We start from the raw sequence: 15,464 nt of genomic DNA on the forward strand, positions 1-15,464 counted from the left end.
TTCAGTAGCGGAGGAACGAAGATGAACATGAAGGAAATGTTATTGGCCCATACAAAAATAATGACGAGTGATCACCCGAACGTTATACAGTCAATAACAGTAGAACAATTTTTGTTCGATGATACGTTATTTGAGTTGTTTTTTACACGCTATGCACAAGAAGCTTGTACAATATCTAATGATGCTACCGCAACATTTATAGCAAATCAACTTGGCTATTTTATTGCGGGGTTTCACCTCTTAATGCTTGAGGAAAACAATACTCTCGAAAAAGATTTCAGTAGTTTTTCTTTGCAGCTAGTAGGAGAGGGGGCATTTCCTAGCTTGTTTTTTACATTGAAAACAGGGAAGGGGTGGCCATTGGTTGAATCGATAGAAGAAAGACAAAAAGAAATTACCGCATTTTATTCTGAAACGATGTCACCGCTGTTATTACACCTAGCAAAAGCGGGGAATGTTCCTGTTGCTCATTTGTGGAGGCAGGCATATGGCATTATGACTTGGATTTTCGAACAATATGAATCGTTGGCTTCAGAAGAAAACAAGCGTGCGATAAAAGAAGATATTGAGTATATAACAAATAAACAAACTGTGTTACCCTTTCTCTTGAAAAAAAATCCACTACATTTTAAATGGATATACATAGACAATCCATGGAAACCGTCTGAACAACTTCGGATGAAGCCAACGTGTTGTAAATACTATAAAACGACTCAGCAACCTGGATATTGCTATACATGTCCGATTATGAAAAAAGAGGAACGTGAGAAAAAAAGAGAAGAAATTATAGCATCTTTACATGAAGCATAAGCAAATGATTAGTCGAGTCGCTTAACGGACACGTATTCTGCTAAGTTAGAAAAAATGAGCTATTTTCATTTTTTACGGACATCTGTTCCTTTAACCATCGAAAATTGTGCTGTCAATGGTCCTTTTTTTGACTTTAGCGGAACAGATGTCCGATAACTCCGAGATCATTCCTATATCGATAACTACATTGGCCATAAGGCAACAAACTGCCAAAGAAACCACATGGACTGCATGTGGTTTTTTTTGATCTTCGTTACATACTTTTCTTTATTTTTGATCATTTTGTGACAGTTTACAAAGCACTACAAATGTTTACAAAAAATCAACTCTTTCAATGTTGACTATAGGACATTAGCCTAGTAGTATTATAGTTAATTCGATTAATAGTTAATCCACTTAACAATTAATTCACTTTATTATTTAGGAGGATAAACAAAGGGGGAAAATAATGGGCAATGATAGAATCGTAGAAATATATACAGAAATTGAAGAAATGATGTTAGATGTCTCCCGTGTCATACATCGTGAGTTTCAAATGGGAATTAATAATAAGTTAACACAAAATCAACAATATGTTCTGTTATTAATTGCAAAAGGTAAAGCGAGTAATGTCAAAGATTTAGCAAAAGAACTAAACATTTCTGCAAGTGCAGTAAGTCAAATTTTATCAAAGCTTGAACAACAGAAAATTGTGAAGCGTTCGATTGATGAATCAAGTCGGAGAAACATCATTGTACAGTTAGATGTTGAAGGATTGAGAATTTTACAAGAGTTTGAGCAAAAACGGTCGATTATCTTTAATAAATATGTCTCAAAAATGACAGAAGCAGATTTAACTGTTTTTCGAGATTCATTTAAAAAACTAAAAGAAGTAATGATTGAAGAACAAGAAAGGGGTACTACATGAAAATAACAGGTTTCTCGATTCGTCGGCCAATATTTACGATTGTTGGAATGATTTTATTCCTATTGCTCGGCGTTGTTTCACTATTAAACATTCCACTTAAATTAATTCCGGATATTGACCCTCCAATTGCAGCTGTCGTCACAAGTTACCAAGGTGCGAGTCCAGAAGAGGTTGTCGATAAAGTTACACGACCACTTGAAGATAATTTATCTACAATTCCAGGGTTGAAAAATATTACTTCTCAATCAATGGAAGGAGTGTCCTTATCACTATTAGAATTCTCATGGACAGCTTCCATTGATGATGTTGAAACGGATATTATTACGAGGATGAATCAAACGCCACTTCCTTCAGATGCTGGTAATCCCCAATTTTTAAAGTTTGACCCATCTCAGCTTCCAGTTATTCAATTTACGTTACGTTCCGATACGACGGATACAACGGAGTTTCAAGACCTCGTTCATGATTTAGAACTAGAGCTTGCCCGAGTGGAGGGCGTAGCAAGCATTGATGTTTCTGGGAATATTATTGAAGAGATTCAAGTGAAATTAGACCAGGAACAACTTCGTGATTACGGCTTATCTCAAGATGATGTTGTAGGCATTATTCAAGGTCATAATGTAACTATGCCAGGTGGTACAGTAGAAAGTGGAGATTTAAGATTAACGACAAGAGTTATCTCGCTTTTAACGAGTGTTGATGATGTGAAAGATATCGTCGTCACTGTCGATATGGCAACAGGTGATGAAGTTCAATTACGTGATATTAGTACTGTTGAAATTGCACCAGAAACGGTGACAACCATTACACGAACAAATAATGAATCATCTGTTATGTTAAGTATGCAGCAGCAAGCTGATGCCAATACAGCAATGGTTTCTACTGCTTTTAATGAAAGATTAAATGATTTATTAGATGAAAAAAAATATGAAGATATTGAAGTAGCCATTCTTTTTGACCAAGGTGAATTCGTAAAAGAAGCGATTGGAAATGTGTCAAATGCTCTAGTTCTAGGTGGACTGTTTGCAATGCTTGTGTTGTTCTTATTTTTAAGAAACTTCAAAAGTCCATTCATTATTGGGATTGCGATTCCGTTTTCAATCATTGTTACATTCGTATTAATGTATTTTACAAACTTCACATTAAATATTATGACACTTGGTGGATTAGCGCTTGGTATTGGGATGTTAGTCGATAACTCGATTGTTGTTATTGAAAACATTTACCGTCACTTATCCATGGGTAAGGATTCGAAAAAAGCAGCCCTAGACGGGACAAAAGAAGTAGCTAGTGCTATTGCTGCTTCCACGTTTACGACGATATCTGTTTTTTTACCAGTGTTATTTATTACAGGAATTATTGGAAACTTATTTCGAGAGTTTGCATTAACGGTCTCCTTTAGCTTGTTTGCTTCTCTTGCCGTAGCATTAACGGTAGTTCCGATGATTGCGAGCAGAATTTTAAAAGCGCCTAAAGAAGATCAAGAAGCAAAGCGCCAAAATTCCTCGTTCTTAAAAGGAATAGAGAAAGCTGTACGTTGGTCATTACGCCGAAGAATTGTAGTAATCATTTTAACATTCACCCTTCTCGTTGTTGGGGCTGTCGGTGTGACTCAAGTAGGACTCGAGTTTATTCCTGCATCAGATGAAGGATTTTTTACGGTTGATGTTGAGCTAGAACATGGAACAGCACTAGAAATTACCGATGAAGTCGTATCTAGAATAGAAGATGTTCTAGAAGATAAGCAAGAAATTCAAGATTATCTATCAGTAATAGGCTCTAGTGACGGATTTAGTGGAGGAGCTAGTGGACATGAAGCTCAATTGTTTATTTCGATGGTTCCTCAAACGGAAAGAAATGAAACAACAATGGAATTTGCAGAATCGATTCGTCGAGACCTTCAACGCGCAGCGGGTGATGATGCAGAAGTAACGGTAAACTTACAAGCTTCGTTCGGAGGAGCTCCTAATACGTTATCCTTTGTTGTCAGTGATAGTGATAAAAACCGTTTAGATGAAGCTGTTGAATTATTACGGACTGAATTAGCAGATGTCGATGATATTGAAGAAGTGACAAATAACCGTGAAGAAACGGTACCAGAGATTCAAATTTCAGTAGATGAAGAAGCAGCGAGAGAGAATGGCTTGGCACCAGCTCAAATTGCAAATGTTGTTAATAATGTCACACGAGGCGCGTTTGCCACACAATTGGTTGATGAGAGTAATGACCACATTTATGAAGTTCATGTGAGTTATGATGATGAAGTATTGGCAAGTATCGATAGTTTAGGTGAGTTATTAATTCGTAATCAAAATGGTGAATACATTGAGCTAGCTGAGTTAACAGAAATTACTGAAGGGGACGGTCCGGTTGCCATCAACCGTCAAAACCAACGAGAAGCCGTCGAATTCTCACTTCGGTTTTCATCATCGACGAATTTAGGTGTCGTTTCCACGAATGTCATGGAAAAAATAGACGACTTAAATCTTGATGAAGCAACAGAAATTCGCTTTACAGGGGACCAAGAATTGTTAGATGATACAATGGGAGATTTAATGTTTGCCTTTTTACTCGCGATTGTATTTGTTTATCTAGTAATGGCTGCTCAGTTTGAATCGTTTAAATATCCATTTGTCATTATGTTCTCCATTCCGCTTGTTATCATTGGAGTCATGATTGGTTTAACCGCAACTCAGACGCCACTAAGTATTATGGCCTTTATTGGGCTCATTGTATTGGCTGGTATTGTCGTCAATAATGCCATTGTGCTCGTCGATTATATCAATCAAAAGAAAGCAAGTGGTGTGAAGAGTTATGATGCTATTATTGAATCAGTAAAAGACCGTGCACGACCAATTTTAATGACGGCGATTACGACAATTCTTGGACTTGTACCATTAGCGCTTGGGCTTGGTGAAGGAACTGAGATGCAGCAGCCGTTAGGAATTACAGTTATCGGTGGTTTAATTAGTAGTACATTCCTAACCTTGTTCTTCATCCCTGTTGTATATAGTTTCTTTGATAAAGATACGAGAAATTTAAATAAAAAATATGTAACGACAGATGGACAATTAATTCCAGCTTATTTGATTGAAGAGCGTGTAGTCGAGAAAGAAAGAGAAGAAGACACAAAAGAAATCAAACATGAAGAAAGAATGGAATTAAATGAAGGGTATAAAGATGAAGAAGCTTTACCATCAACTCAAAAATCAGATGACTTATCGAAAGAAGAATTGCTTTTCCTATTAGAAAAAATTATTGATAAAGGAAAAGGAAAAAAAGAAGATAATGATGAGAAACAATAATAGAAAAGTCCTAAAGGGTGTTAATCCCTTTAGGACTTTTTGTTAAAAGATAAGAAAGAGCATTAGAATTTTGCTATAGCAGTGAAGTTTTGAAAGCTTATTCTAGAAGAGCAAAGGCTCCGCACTTCGCTTGAAATGAAAAGTCGCTCTCACGTTTTTCTTATGGTTGTTGTAAATATAAATAAACTTCATCATCGTTTTCTTGTTTGATTGATTTTACTTCTTCATGGATCCGTTTCATTTTTACATCCATTAAATTTGCAGTATGAGCCGCTTCTTTTAATTCTTTTTCAAGGTACGCTGGAATGGCTTTTCCGTATTTATAAAAAATTTTATGTTCAATACTTGCCCAAAAATCCATGGCTAACGTCCGAAGTTGTATTTCTGCATAGACATGTTCAACACCAGTAGAGAGCGTAATTGGAACCTCGATAATCATATGTAAACTTTGGTATCCGTTTGGTTTAGGGAAGCGAATATAATCCTTTACTTCAACAACATTGATATCCGTTCGTTTCAATAACTGGTGATGGATAATGTAAATATCAGTAGTAAATGGACATACGATCCGTAATCCGGCAATATCAAAAAGCTTCATTTTTGCATTATCTAAGGTAGGCTCTATATTTTTTCGTTTGAGCTTTTGCATAATACTTTGAGGTGTTTTTAGTCGAGTTTTAATGTGTTCCATTGGGTTATAGTCATTCATAAATTTTGCTTCTTCAGCAATGATGTTTATTTTTGTTTGTAATTCATCAAGGGCAAATTTATATGGTAACAGAAAGTCTTTCCATTTCTTAAAATTGTCCATAAGAATACTCCTTTTTAACAAAATGACCACTTGGTCACTTTGATCGTACTGCTAACAAGAAAAACAGTCAATGAAGAAGGCGTAAAGGATTGTGTAAGATTGTTAAAAAAAGTAATTAAAAACTGGAAGAAGTCAACAGTATGAAAAAATGCAAATTTACAAATCCTAACATTATCAACTAAGTAAAGGGAGAGAATAGGATGGAACACATCTTAGAGGTGAGGCGTTTTCATGTATTAAGAATAGGAGGTGAAACAAAAGGTAAGAAAACATGGAGGAAGAATACATATAATCTAAAGTTTCTATTTCAAAAAAACAAAAAACTTTTTTTGAACTGGTAGGTCAATATGAGAAAAAAGAAACCTACAAAACATGAAGCGTTGTTATGGACTATTGCTTTACCAGGATTTGGTCAGTTTTTAAATGGAAAAATAATAAAAGGTATTTTATTTTCTGTTTCAGAGGTCGTCATTAATGTATTGAGTCGCTTTAATTTAGCGATTCTTTATTCATTCAATTGGAAAATACAAGAAGCGATTGAAGTTATTGACTACCAATGGTTGATGTTTTATCCATGTTTATATATGTATTCCTTATGGGACGCCTACAGTGATGCAGAAGGGGATTCACCTCCTCACTTCTACTTGCCATTTGTATTTGGGGCCTATTTTGTAACGATAGGGTTAATGTATTCGGAAAGGGTTACAATCTTTGGGATATTATTTGGTCCAGTATTTTTACCAATTCTATTTTTACCGATTGGTTTATTTATTGGAACGATTATTCGGCGAATATTAGTGTATTATCAACAAAAGGAAGCTCAAACAACTGAGTAAATCCAAGGTACATAAAAAAAATTGTGCCTTTCTGTATAAAGTTGGTGGTACCCAAACACACTAACAAAACAGTGTGAGGATTGGAGTGTATGTATATGAAAAAAATGATAGTAACAGGTATAGCTTTTATGATGATGAGTACAGCATCCTTTGTGGGACAAACTGTAGACGCAAAAGAAAATGGGCTGCATAAAGAAACAGAACAAGCCATTGAGCTAAATGAGGAACAAAAACAAGAAATGGCAGTTTTGTATGAAGAGTTGTTTTCTACAAAAGAAGAAATCATCAAAAAGTATGCTGAGTTTGGAGTTATTTCAACTGAAAAAGCAGAAGAAATCGTAAAGAAAATGCAAGAACATCATAAAAAAGTAAAGGAATCTGATTTCATCCCAAAATGGGAGCATCATAAAGCAAGAAAACAGCCATAAAAAAAAGAAAACCACGTGGTGTGGTTTTCTTTTTTGGGTGCGGACATTGGTTCCGCTATTTGTAAAAAATTGAGATTCCGTGCTTGCTTACGGACGTATGTTCCGCTATCTATAAGGAATAAAGCATTTTTACCACTGTTTTTTTTAAGTAACGGAACGTATGTCCGTAACAAAATGAAAATGGCCTTTTTTTCGTGCAATAGCGGAATCGATGTCCGATAGAAACTTGATTACATTAAATTTTGAGCCTTTTCTGTTGTTGAATCCATATATTGTGCGACCTTTAAGTTGTCATTTGTTAAATCTTCAACAGTAGCATTCATTTCTTCGAGACTTGCACTAGCTTCTTCAATAATTGCAGCTAGTTCAGAAGTAGCCCCTTCAATTTTGGTAGAACCCTCTTTTACCCCAACAGAAACTTTTGTTAATTGTTCGATATTTTGATTTAAATTCGTTAATGTTTTGGCCATGAGAATAAACGATTGGGAAACTTTATCCGTTGTTTCTGCGCCTTTTTCAATTCTTGAGCTGCTAACGGCCATTCTTTCAACAGCTTCATTATTACTTTGATTTAATTCGTTTAAGTTTGTTGTAATTTTTTCTGTTGTTTTTCCTGTGATTTCAGCTAGTTTGCGAATTTCACTGGCAACAACTGAAAATCCTTTACCGGCTTCTCCTGCTCGAGCCGCTTCAATCGAAGCGTTTAACGCGAGTAAATTCGTTTGTTCTGTTATTTCTTTAATCGTTCCTGCGAACGAGTTTGTTTCACTGATTTTTTGACTAAGCACTTTAAATGTTTTATTTAAAGCGAGGATTCCTTCTTTTAATTCAGCCATTTCTTTATGGTGAGATTCCATTTGTTTTTGATTTTCTTGGATAACGCCTGTTGCTTGCTCTGATTCTGATAATAGATCAATGGATAGGTGATGCAATTGTTCCATCGATTGTTTTGTTTCAAAGGCTCGTTCTGAAATATCGCTAATTTGTTCGGCCTGTATAAGACTTCCAGCTGAAACTTCATGAATGGCTGTCTTTAATTCATTTTGAGCCGTTAAGTTTGATTGAATGCGTTTGTTCGCATCTGTTACATTTTCAATAATCGTTGAAACGTTTTGATGAAGAAGTACCCGTTCTTTTTCTTTTCGTTCCGCTTCTTCCTCAGCTTCCTGTGTAAAACGTTTTAATGCTTTAAATTGGTTTTGATTTAAAGAAATAACAACGAGCAAAATAACTCCTAATAACACATACAGTAACATCGAATAACTAAAGAGATAATCGATAGCTTCTTTTTTTGGTCCAACCGCCATCACTTTATTTAAAATAAGTCCTACAATCCCAAATGAAAAGCCGATTAAAAACACAGTTCGGTTTAAATGAACAGCCGCTAATAAAGCTGTAAAGGGAAAGATTAAAAGAATGGTTTCTTGACTTCCGATAACAAAAATAACAGAAATTGCAGCAATATTCATAACAATGATAGCAACGTATGGAAAAGGGAACGGTTTATTTAAGTACAACTGAATGAAATAAGCCGTAGTAAGAATAACTAATTGAGCTCCATATATAATCATCATTTCAACAGCATTTGTAATAATAGAGAGAATTAGGACAGTAACTAATGTAATCGAGTAAGTGACGAGCAATAAAAGATTTTTCTTTTTATAATCAGATACATGTAATTGTTCAATTGCGGTCATGGTTACACCTCTTTTTTAAAAGTTTTGTTATTAAAGTAATAGTACCATAGCCTCATTTGTAAGTATAGATATATTCTTGGTTATTAAATAAGAAGAAAGTGTGAACCGTGTTCTCCTTTTCTAAACTTATAAGAAAGCATGTGAAGCTTTGAAAGCTTATTCAAGAAGAGCGAAGACTGCGCACCTGCGCGTTTCACCCCAAGAAGAGCACTTGTGGTTCACTGTCAATAGCGGGCAGGGATCCGCACTTCGCTTGAAACGAAAAGATGGATCCGCGTTTTTCTTATTCCATAATTTTTATTGTGTTTACACATACTATTGTTGATGAAAGAAAAGAGGAGGAGCGCTATGTATTTTTTGTTTTCCCATAATGATTTAGATGGTGTCGGTTGTGGGATTTTAGCTAAATTAGCTTTCGGCGAACAAGCAGAGGTACGCTATAATTCTGTGTCAGGGTTAGATTTACAAGTTGAACGGTATTTGGAAAAAAAACATAAGCAAGATGTATTGTTGATTACTGATTTATCTGTTCATGCTGAAAATGAAAAGAAAATAGAAGCGTTTGTAAAAGCAGGTGGTCATGTCACATTGCTAGACCATCATAAAACAGCGCTTCATTTGAATGAATATAGTTGGGGACATGTGAAAGTCTCTTATGAGGATGGGAGATTAACTTCTGCCACGAGCTTACTTTATGATTATTTCATTGAAAATAAGCTGTTGCCCCCAACTCCTATTGTCGAACAGTTTGTTGAACTTGTAAGACTGTATGATACATGGGAATGGGAAGGAAAAAATGAACTGACAGCGAAACAGTTAAATGACCTATTTTTCTTATTGTCGATTGATGAATTTGAAGAAAGAATGGTGGCCCGATTACAGACTGAAACACAATTTGAATTCAATGAGTTTGAACAAAAAATATTGGCGATGGAAGAAGATAAGATTGGACGGTATGTGAGGAAAAAACGTCGAGAGCTAACCCAAACGTTTATTCATGGTTTTTGTACTGGGATTGTTCACGCGGAATCTTATCATTCAGAATTAGGAAATGAACTAGGAAAAGACAGTCCTCATCTTGACTATATTGCTATTATTAATGTCGGCGGGAAACGTATTAGTTTACGAACGATTCATGACGATATTGATGTATCCGAAATTGCACACCGTTATGGAGGAGGAGGTCATGCGAAAGCGTCGGGCTGTTCGTTAACAACAGAAGCATATGACGAATATGTAGCTAAGGTATTTCCGTTAGAGCCATTGCGAATTGATGCGACAAGAAATCGTTATAATGAAAAAGGCTCCAGTCATGGATGTTTATACGTAAATTACGAGCAAGATCAATTTTACCTTTATCCAACCGAAGAAGAAGTTTGGGCAATTGAAAAAAATGGAGAAAAGCTGGAGCAAGAATATTCAAGCTTTGAAGAAGCAGAACGAATGATTAAGCGAACAGAGGGTGCTTCCCTCGCCCGTGATGAGTTATTTATCCGGTTTCTTATGGATAATGTCATTCATTCAAGACTAGTTTCACTCGAGATGTTAGATTATATTAAGGGGGAAGAAACAGAGGGCGAACATTATTTTTCGTAAATAAAAAAAGGAGTTATCAGTGCATACGTATATCAATCAAATGATAAAGGAAATTGAAACAAAGCATGATGTGAAAATCGTCTTTGCTTGTGAAACAGGGAGCTTGGCAGCAGGGTTACACTCTCCTTTTAGTGACTATGATAACCGTTTTATTTATACTAGGCGTTTTGACTCGTATGTCACTCTATTTGAATATCCAGATACAATCACGTTATTAGAAAACAAGATTGAGCTACACGGCTGGGATATGAAAAAAGCGATCTTGCTTCTTATAAAATCAAACCCATCCTTATTAGAGTGGTTCCAATCCCCGCAACTTCCAGTGACAAATGAGGCTATCTTTCAGAAACTAAAAGAGAAAAGTCTTTTATATTTCTGTCCTGGTACATGTTTTTATCACTATAGGAAGATGGCAGAAGCAAATGAAAGAAAAGTGGATATTGATAATGTAAAGTCCTATATCACGGTGGTAAAACCGCTATTAGCATGTAGGTGGATTGTTCAATATGGGACAATTCCACCTATTCATTTTGAAACATTAGTACAAGCTGTAAATATAACAGACTCGCTAAAAGAGCAATTCCTGAAAATGGCGCAAGTAAAACGGGGTGAAATAACAGAACAGCTTGACTTTAATGCCATTCAAGCATTTGTTTTACAACAGTTAAATGATTTTGCCCACAAAGTTGTGAAAAAGAAAAGTATAAGGAAGGAAGAGGGGGAGCTTACAGCCTTCTTTCAACATATCGTAAAAGAAGCATGGGAATAAATGAAACCCCAATCGTTTAGGAAACGTTGGGGTTTCATGTTTAGGATTCCATTAATACTGTTAATTTTGATGTGACTTCCTCTAATTCTTTAAAAGTAGAAACAACGTCTTCAATTCGTTGATGCTGTTCTTCTACACTCGCTAAAATCTCCTCAATTGACGCACTTGACTGTTGTGTAACAGCAGTGACAGAAGATATTTCGGTAATTAACGCTTCAATATCTTTTTGAAGTTTTTCTACTAAACTTTCAACCAATGTTGCTTGAGTGGCAACTGCTTCTGTATTTGTGCTAATCTGGTTGAATCGTTGAAGTGTGTCCTTTGTGACTTGTTCGCTTTTTTGAATGGCCAATTGTCCTTCTTTTACTTCATTTGTCACAGTCAATGTTTGTGTTTCAATAGCTTGTAAGATTTCGCGAATATCTGTTGTCGCCTGTTTGGAGTCTTCCGCTAGCTTTCGAACTTCATCAGCTACAATGGCAAACCCTCGACCATGTTCTCCAGCACGAGCAGCTTCGATGGCTGCATTTAAGGCAAGTAAATTTGTTTGTTCGGAAATTTCAGTGATTTTAGACAAGAACCCGTTAATATTTTTATTTTGTTTCGTTAATCCTTCCATTAAAACGACCGTATTATCGATAATGCCATAAACATTATTAATTTCTTCGGAAAGTCTTTCCATTTGTGTATGTCCATCCACTGTAATTTGTTTTGTTTCTTCTGTGCGTGTTTTCATAGAAACAGAAGAGTCTGCTACTTGAAATACATTTTGACATGTCGATTGTATCGAATCATTCATCCCCATCACACTTGCAGATTGCGAATCTACCCCTTTTGCGACTTCGCCAAAGGCTGCCGTTATTTCTTGTGAGATACTTCCAGCAGACTGGACATTAGCTTTAAGATTGTCACTGAATGTTGACAAGGTAGCCACAGTTTGAGATACGTTTTGTAATAGGTGTTCGGTTTGTTTTTGCTGCTGTTCAATTTTTTCTTTATCCCGTTCAGCCTGCTGCTGAAGAGTTGTCCCGATTCGAGTTTGCATTAATAATATAATAGTGACGACAAGGTAAAAAAGATTTAAGCCAAGAAGGTAATCATTCCCCGCTCCAAAAAACATTGTTTCTTGAAAAGTAAGGAAAAAATAATTAATTAATCCTAATCCGACAACTCCAGAGAAAATGATGACACGATAATTGAAATAAATCGTAATAAATGAAAGACAGACATAAATCATAAAGAAATTTGTAAGTCGAGGTGAAGTTGAAATCATTGCAAAAGTTAAAATGGCTAAAGCAATGACAGCGATATATTGGATCGCATAAGGAGCAATATTTTGCCATGATAAGAAAGTAATAATAATTGCTACTAGCAATCCAACAATAACGTATGGAATCATCTTTGATGGATTTGCAATCGCGTTTCCGATAATCCCCAAACCATACCCGATCCATAATAAAAGCGTTAACAGTTTATTTCGACTTTGAATCATGTAATCTTCCTTTGACATCGTTCTTTCCCCCTTAATCCTTATGGGACTATTATAATACAACTTTTTACATTGTATAGAAAAAATTTCATAATATAAGGATGAATTGCAAAAAAAAAAGAACTCTCCATTGGAGAGAGTTCTTTTTTCATTAACTTATTTTTTTATTTAGTATCTCACTTGCTTCTTCTTCGGAAATACCTTTAACGAGAATAAGTTCACTTGTTAAAATTTGCAGGGCGTTATCAAGCATCGATTTGTCTTGTGTACTAATTTTTTGTTGACTTTTTAAATGAATAAGGTCACGGATAACTTGAGCACTTTCAAAGATATCGCCACTTTTCATTTTCTTTACGTTAAGATGATATCGTTGATGACGATTTACACTCATATCTGGTTCCCCGTCAAAAATAATATCTAATACTTGCTCTAACGTTTCTGAGTCTACAACTTGACGAATGCCAAGGTTTGATGTTGTTCCAGTTGGTATCATCACTTGCATATTACTATGGTCCATATGGAAAATATAGTATGATTTCGTTTCGCCTAAAATTTCCTTTTCCTCAATGTCCTTAATAACTCCAGCTCCATACATCGGATACACAATCTTATCGCCAACTTGATACATAATATGCCCCCTTAAAAAGCTAATGTCTACATTATATCATATTAAGTGAAGTTAATCAAAATTCGTAAAATTTTAATATTATCACTTTATTAGAATGAATGTCAATAAAAAAATCAAATAATGAAAACGATTTCTCCCTTGTTCTATATAAGTTTGTCCAATTTACTGAAAACTATCACATTTTTAAAATTTTTTTATTTATTTTTACACAGGATTGTTATTGACGGTTAAGTTCCTATAGATTAAGATACGTTTAACTTCATACTACTCAAAGGGGAGTAGCTGTTCATTCAAAGTCGTCATCCCGGGTTTAAACGAAAACCCCGGCTTTGGTGGCAACGAATTCGTTGTTAGCAAGACCTTTGCCAAACTCTGGTAGAGGTCTTTTTCCTTTGGATAAAAGTCTTTACTAGGAAAAGTAGTGAAGGGTTTTATTTATGACATGCTGTTTTTTGCATACTTTGTTGTTTTATCGGTTCACGGCACCTTGGGCAGCAATTGTTTCAAGAACAGTATGATAAAAAGAGGAGACGAATGAAGATGGATGTTCAGTTATTGTTGGAGTATGGTTGGGTACTAGTCGTGCTAATAGGATTAGAAGGTTTATTAGCAGCAGACAATGCGGTTGTGTTAGCAATGATGGTAAAGCATTTGCCAGAAAAAGAACGTAAAAAAGCTTTGTTTTATGGGTTAGCAGGAGCTTTTGTTTTTCGGTTTGCTTCGTTGTTTTTGATTTCATTTCTAATCAATGTATGGCAAATTCAAGCTATTGGTGCTTTATACTTATTGTTTATTTCTGTGCATTTTCTCCTTAAGAAATATGTATTAAAAGCAAAAGACGGAGGAGTAATAGCAGCAAAAGAAAAAGCAAAAAGCAATTTTTGGATAACGGTATTAAAAGTTGAACTTGCTGATATCGCTTTTGCTGTTGATTCCATCCTTGCTGCTGTTGCTTTAGCGGTAATGTTACCTGCGACGTCTTTACCGAATATTGGTGGCTTTGATGGGGGACAATTTCTCGTCATTTTAACAGGTGGATTAATTGGGGTCATTATTATGCGATTTGCGGCAGGGAAGTTTGTAGCCTTGTTACATCGTAAACCTGGATTAGAAACAGGGGCCTATTTAATTGTTGGCTGGGTTGGTGTGAAATTAGCGGTTTATACGATGGCCCATCCAAATTTGGCGTTCTTACCTGAAGGGTTTTCGCATAAAACTGAGTGGAAGATAATTTTTTGGACAGTCCTCGTTATTATTGTTTTAGCTAGCTGGTTTTTATCAAAGGAAGAAGTGGCTGGACAAGAAGTGAAGCAAGTTAAGGCAGAGTAAGGGAAGGGAGCAAATGTTAGTGGAAGACTTGTATACATTATTAAAATATGCATTGCTTGGTATAATACAAGGATTTACAGAGCCGATTCCGATTTCTTCAAGTGGTCACCTTGTGATAATCCAAGAGATGACAGGAGTTATCATAGAAGGAATGAGTTTTGAAGTCCTCGTCAATTTTGCTTCTTTGATCGCAGTCCTTATCATTTATCGTCGTGACTTATTCATGATAATCAACAATGGACTCGTTTATATTGTGAAACGTGAACCAGGAGCAAAATCAGATTTCAACTTTATTGTCTATTTAATTATTGGCACGATACCAGCTGGTGTCCTTGGTCTCCTCTTTGGAGATTTTATCGGTGAAACATTAAAAGGAACGGTTGTTGTTGGGATTAGCTTGCTCATTACTGGTGTTGCATTATGGCTGATTCGAAATTTAAAGGGAAGAAAAAATGATGGGAATTTAACAGTGAAGGATGCTATCATTGTAGGTTTTGCACAAGCATTAGCACTGTTGCCAGGTATAAGCCGATCAGGGGCGACAATTGTAGCGGCGATGGGGCTAGGAATGAAACAAGAAACAGCATTACGCTTTTCATTTTTACTTTATATTCCGATCAGTGTTGGAACGGGTATTTTAGGAATATCAGATATAATCAATGACCCACAAATTAACGTATTATGGATTCCATATACGATTGCTTTTCTCTTAGCACTAGTTTTTTCTTATTATTCCCTTCGATGGTTTATGGGGATTATGCAAAAAGGAAACTTAAAATACTTCTCTTATTATTGTTTCATTGCAGGGACATTAATCCTTGTATATTTATAAAGAAAAACAGCGCCTCTACTTCACGAG

The 15,464-nt window shown here is 35.6% G+C and carries 13 protein-coding genes; 9 read left to right on the plus strand and 4 right to left on the minus strand.

The features are described 5' to 3' along the window. The first annotated feature begins 21 nt into the window (after positions 1-21). The 3 genes from T323_RS0104445 (at position 22) to T323_RS0104455 (ending at position 5,022) form a co-directional block, all read left to right on the plus strand. Positions 22-810 carry a hypothetical protein gene (locus T323_RS0104445; RefSeq protein ID WP_026672192.1) on the plus strand — a complete coding sequence of 263 codons (789 nt, stop codon included), beginning with the start codon at positions 22-24 and terminating at the stop codon, positions 808-810. A 448-nt stretch (positions 811-1,258) separates the two neighbouring features. Further along, on the plus strand, positions 1,259-1,717 hold the full coding sequence (locus T323_RS25960; protein ID WP_051556363.1) for a MarR family winged helix-turn-helix transcriptional regulator: 459 nt from the start codon (positions 1,259-1,261) through the stop codon (positions 1,715-1,717). Further along, positions 1,714-5,022 (plus strand): efflux RND transporter permease subunit, encoded by a 3,309-nt coding sequence (locus T323_RS0104455; protein ID WP_026672193.1) that lies wholly within the window; start codon positions 1,714-1,716, stop codon positions 5,020-5,022. Before T323_RS25960 ends, T323_RS0104455 begins: the two co-directional genes overlap by 4 nt. 160 nt (positions 5,023-5,182) lie before the next feature. Here T323_RS0104455 and T323_RS25965 read toward each other — a convergent pair whose 3' ends face one another. Next, entirely contained in the window at positions 5,183-5,833 is a 651-nt protein-coding gene (locus T323_RS25965) for a GTP pyrophosphokinase (RefSeq protein WP_084309101.1), read from the minus strand. Positions 5,834-6,180: 347 nt separating this feature from the next. Here T323_RS25965 and T323_RS25970 point away from each other — a divergent pair, with 347 nt between their 5' ends. Beyond that, positions 6,181-6,669 (plus strand): hypothetical protein, encoded by a 489-nt coding sequence (locus T323_RS25970; RefSeq protein WP_035177691.1) that lies wholly within the window; start codon positions 6,181-6,183, stop codon positions 6,667-6,669. Positions 6,670-6,764: 95 nt separating this feature from the next. Further along, on the plus strand, positions 6,765-7,097 hold the full coding sequence (locus T323_RS27790) for a DUF2680 domain-containing protein (protein WP_051556364.1): 333 nt from the start codon (positions 6,765-6,767) through the stop codon (positions 7,095-7,097). Positions 7,098-7,327: 230 nt separating this feature from the next. Here T323_RS27790 and T323_RS25980 read toward each other — a convergent pair whose 3' ends face one another. Then, complete coding sequence (locus T323_RS25980; protein WP_051556365.1) at positions 7,328-8,794, minus strand: methyl-accepting chemotaxis protein; 1,467 nt, start codon at positions 8,792-8,794, stop codon at positions 7,328-7,330. Positions 8,795-9,142: 348 nt separating this feature from the next. On the opposite strand from T323_RS25980, the gene T323_RS25985 reads away from it, so the two are divergent. Both T323_RS25985 and T323_RS0104490 read left to right on the plus strand, forming a co-directional pair. Further along, the gene (locus T323_RS25985; RefSeq protein ID WP_051556366.1) at positions 9,143-10,390 is read left to right on the plus strand and encodes a DHH family phosphoesterase; all 1,248 of its coding nucleotides are present in this window, start codon (positions 9,143-9,145) and stop codon (positions 10,388-10,390) included. A gap of 19 nt (positions 10,391-10,409) precedes the next feature. Beyond that, complete coding sequence (locus T323_RS0104490) at positions 10,410-11,159, plus strand: nucleotidyltransferase domain-containing protein (protein WP_026672194.1); 750 nt, start codon at positions 10,410-10,412, stop codon at positions 11,157-11,159. A gap of 40 nt (positions 11,160-11,199) precedes the next feature. Here the strand turns inward: T323_RS0104490 and T323_RS0104495 are convergent, their stop codons facing one another. Then, a complete protein-coding gene (locus T323_RS0104495; RefSeq protein ID WP_026672195.1) occupies positions 11,200-12,669 on the minus strand; it encodes a methyl-accepting chemotaxis protein in 1,470 nt (489 codons plus the stop codon). A 130-nt stretch (positions 12,670-12,799) separates the two neighbouring features. Further along, positions 12,800-13,276, minus strand: a complete 477-nt coding sequence (locus T323_RS0104500) for a CarD family transcriptional regulator (RefSeq protein ID WP_026672196.1) — start codon at positions 13,274-13,276, stop codon at positions 12,800-12,802. A gap of 540 nt (positions 13,277-13,816) precedes the next feature. Between T323_RS0104500 and T323_RS0104505 the strand changes: the two genes are divergently transcribed. Continuing rightward, positions 13,817-14,605, plus strand: coding sequence for a TerC family protein (locus T323_RS0104505; protein ID WP_026672197.1), 789 nt, complete (start codon positions 13,817-13,819; stop codon positions 14,603-14,605). A 19-nt stretch (positions 14,606-14,624) separates the two neighbouring features. After that, entirely contained in the window at positions 14,625-15,437 is an 813-nt protein-coding gene (locus T323_RS0104510) for an undecaprenyl-diphosphate phosphatase (protein ID WP_026672198.1), read from the plus strand. Positions 15,438-15,464 lie beyond the last annotated feature (27 nt).

It is taken from the genome of Alkalihalobacillus bogoriensis ATCC BAA-922 (assembly GCF_000621445.1).
Lineage (GTDB): Bacteria > Bacillota > Bacilli > Bacillales > Bacillaceae_F > Bacillus_AO > Bacillus_AO bogoriense.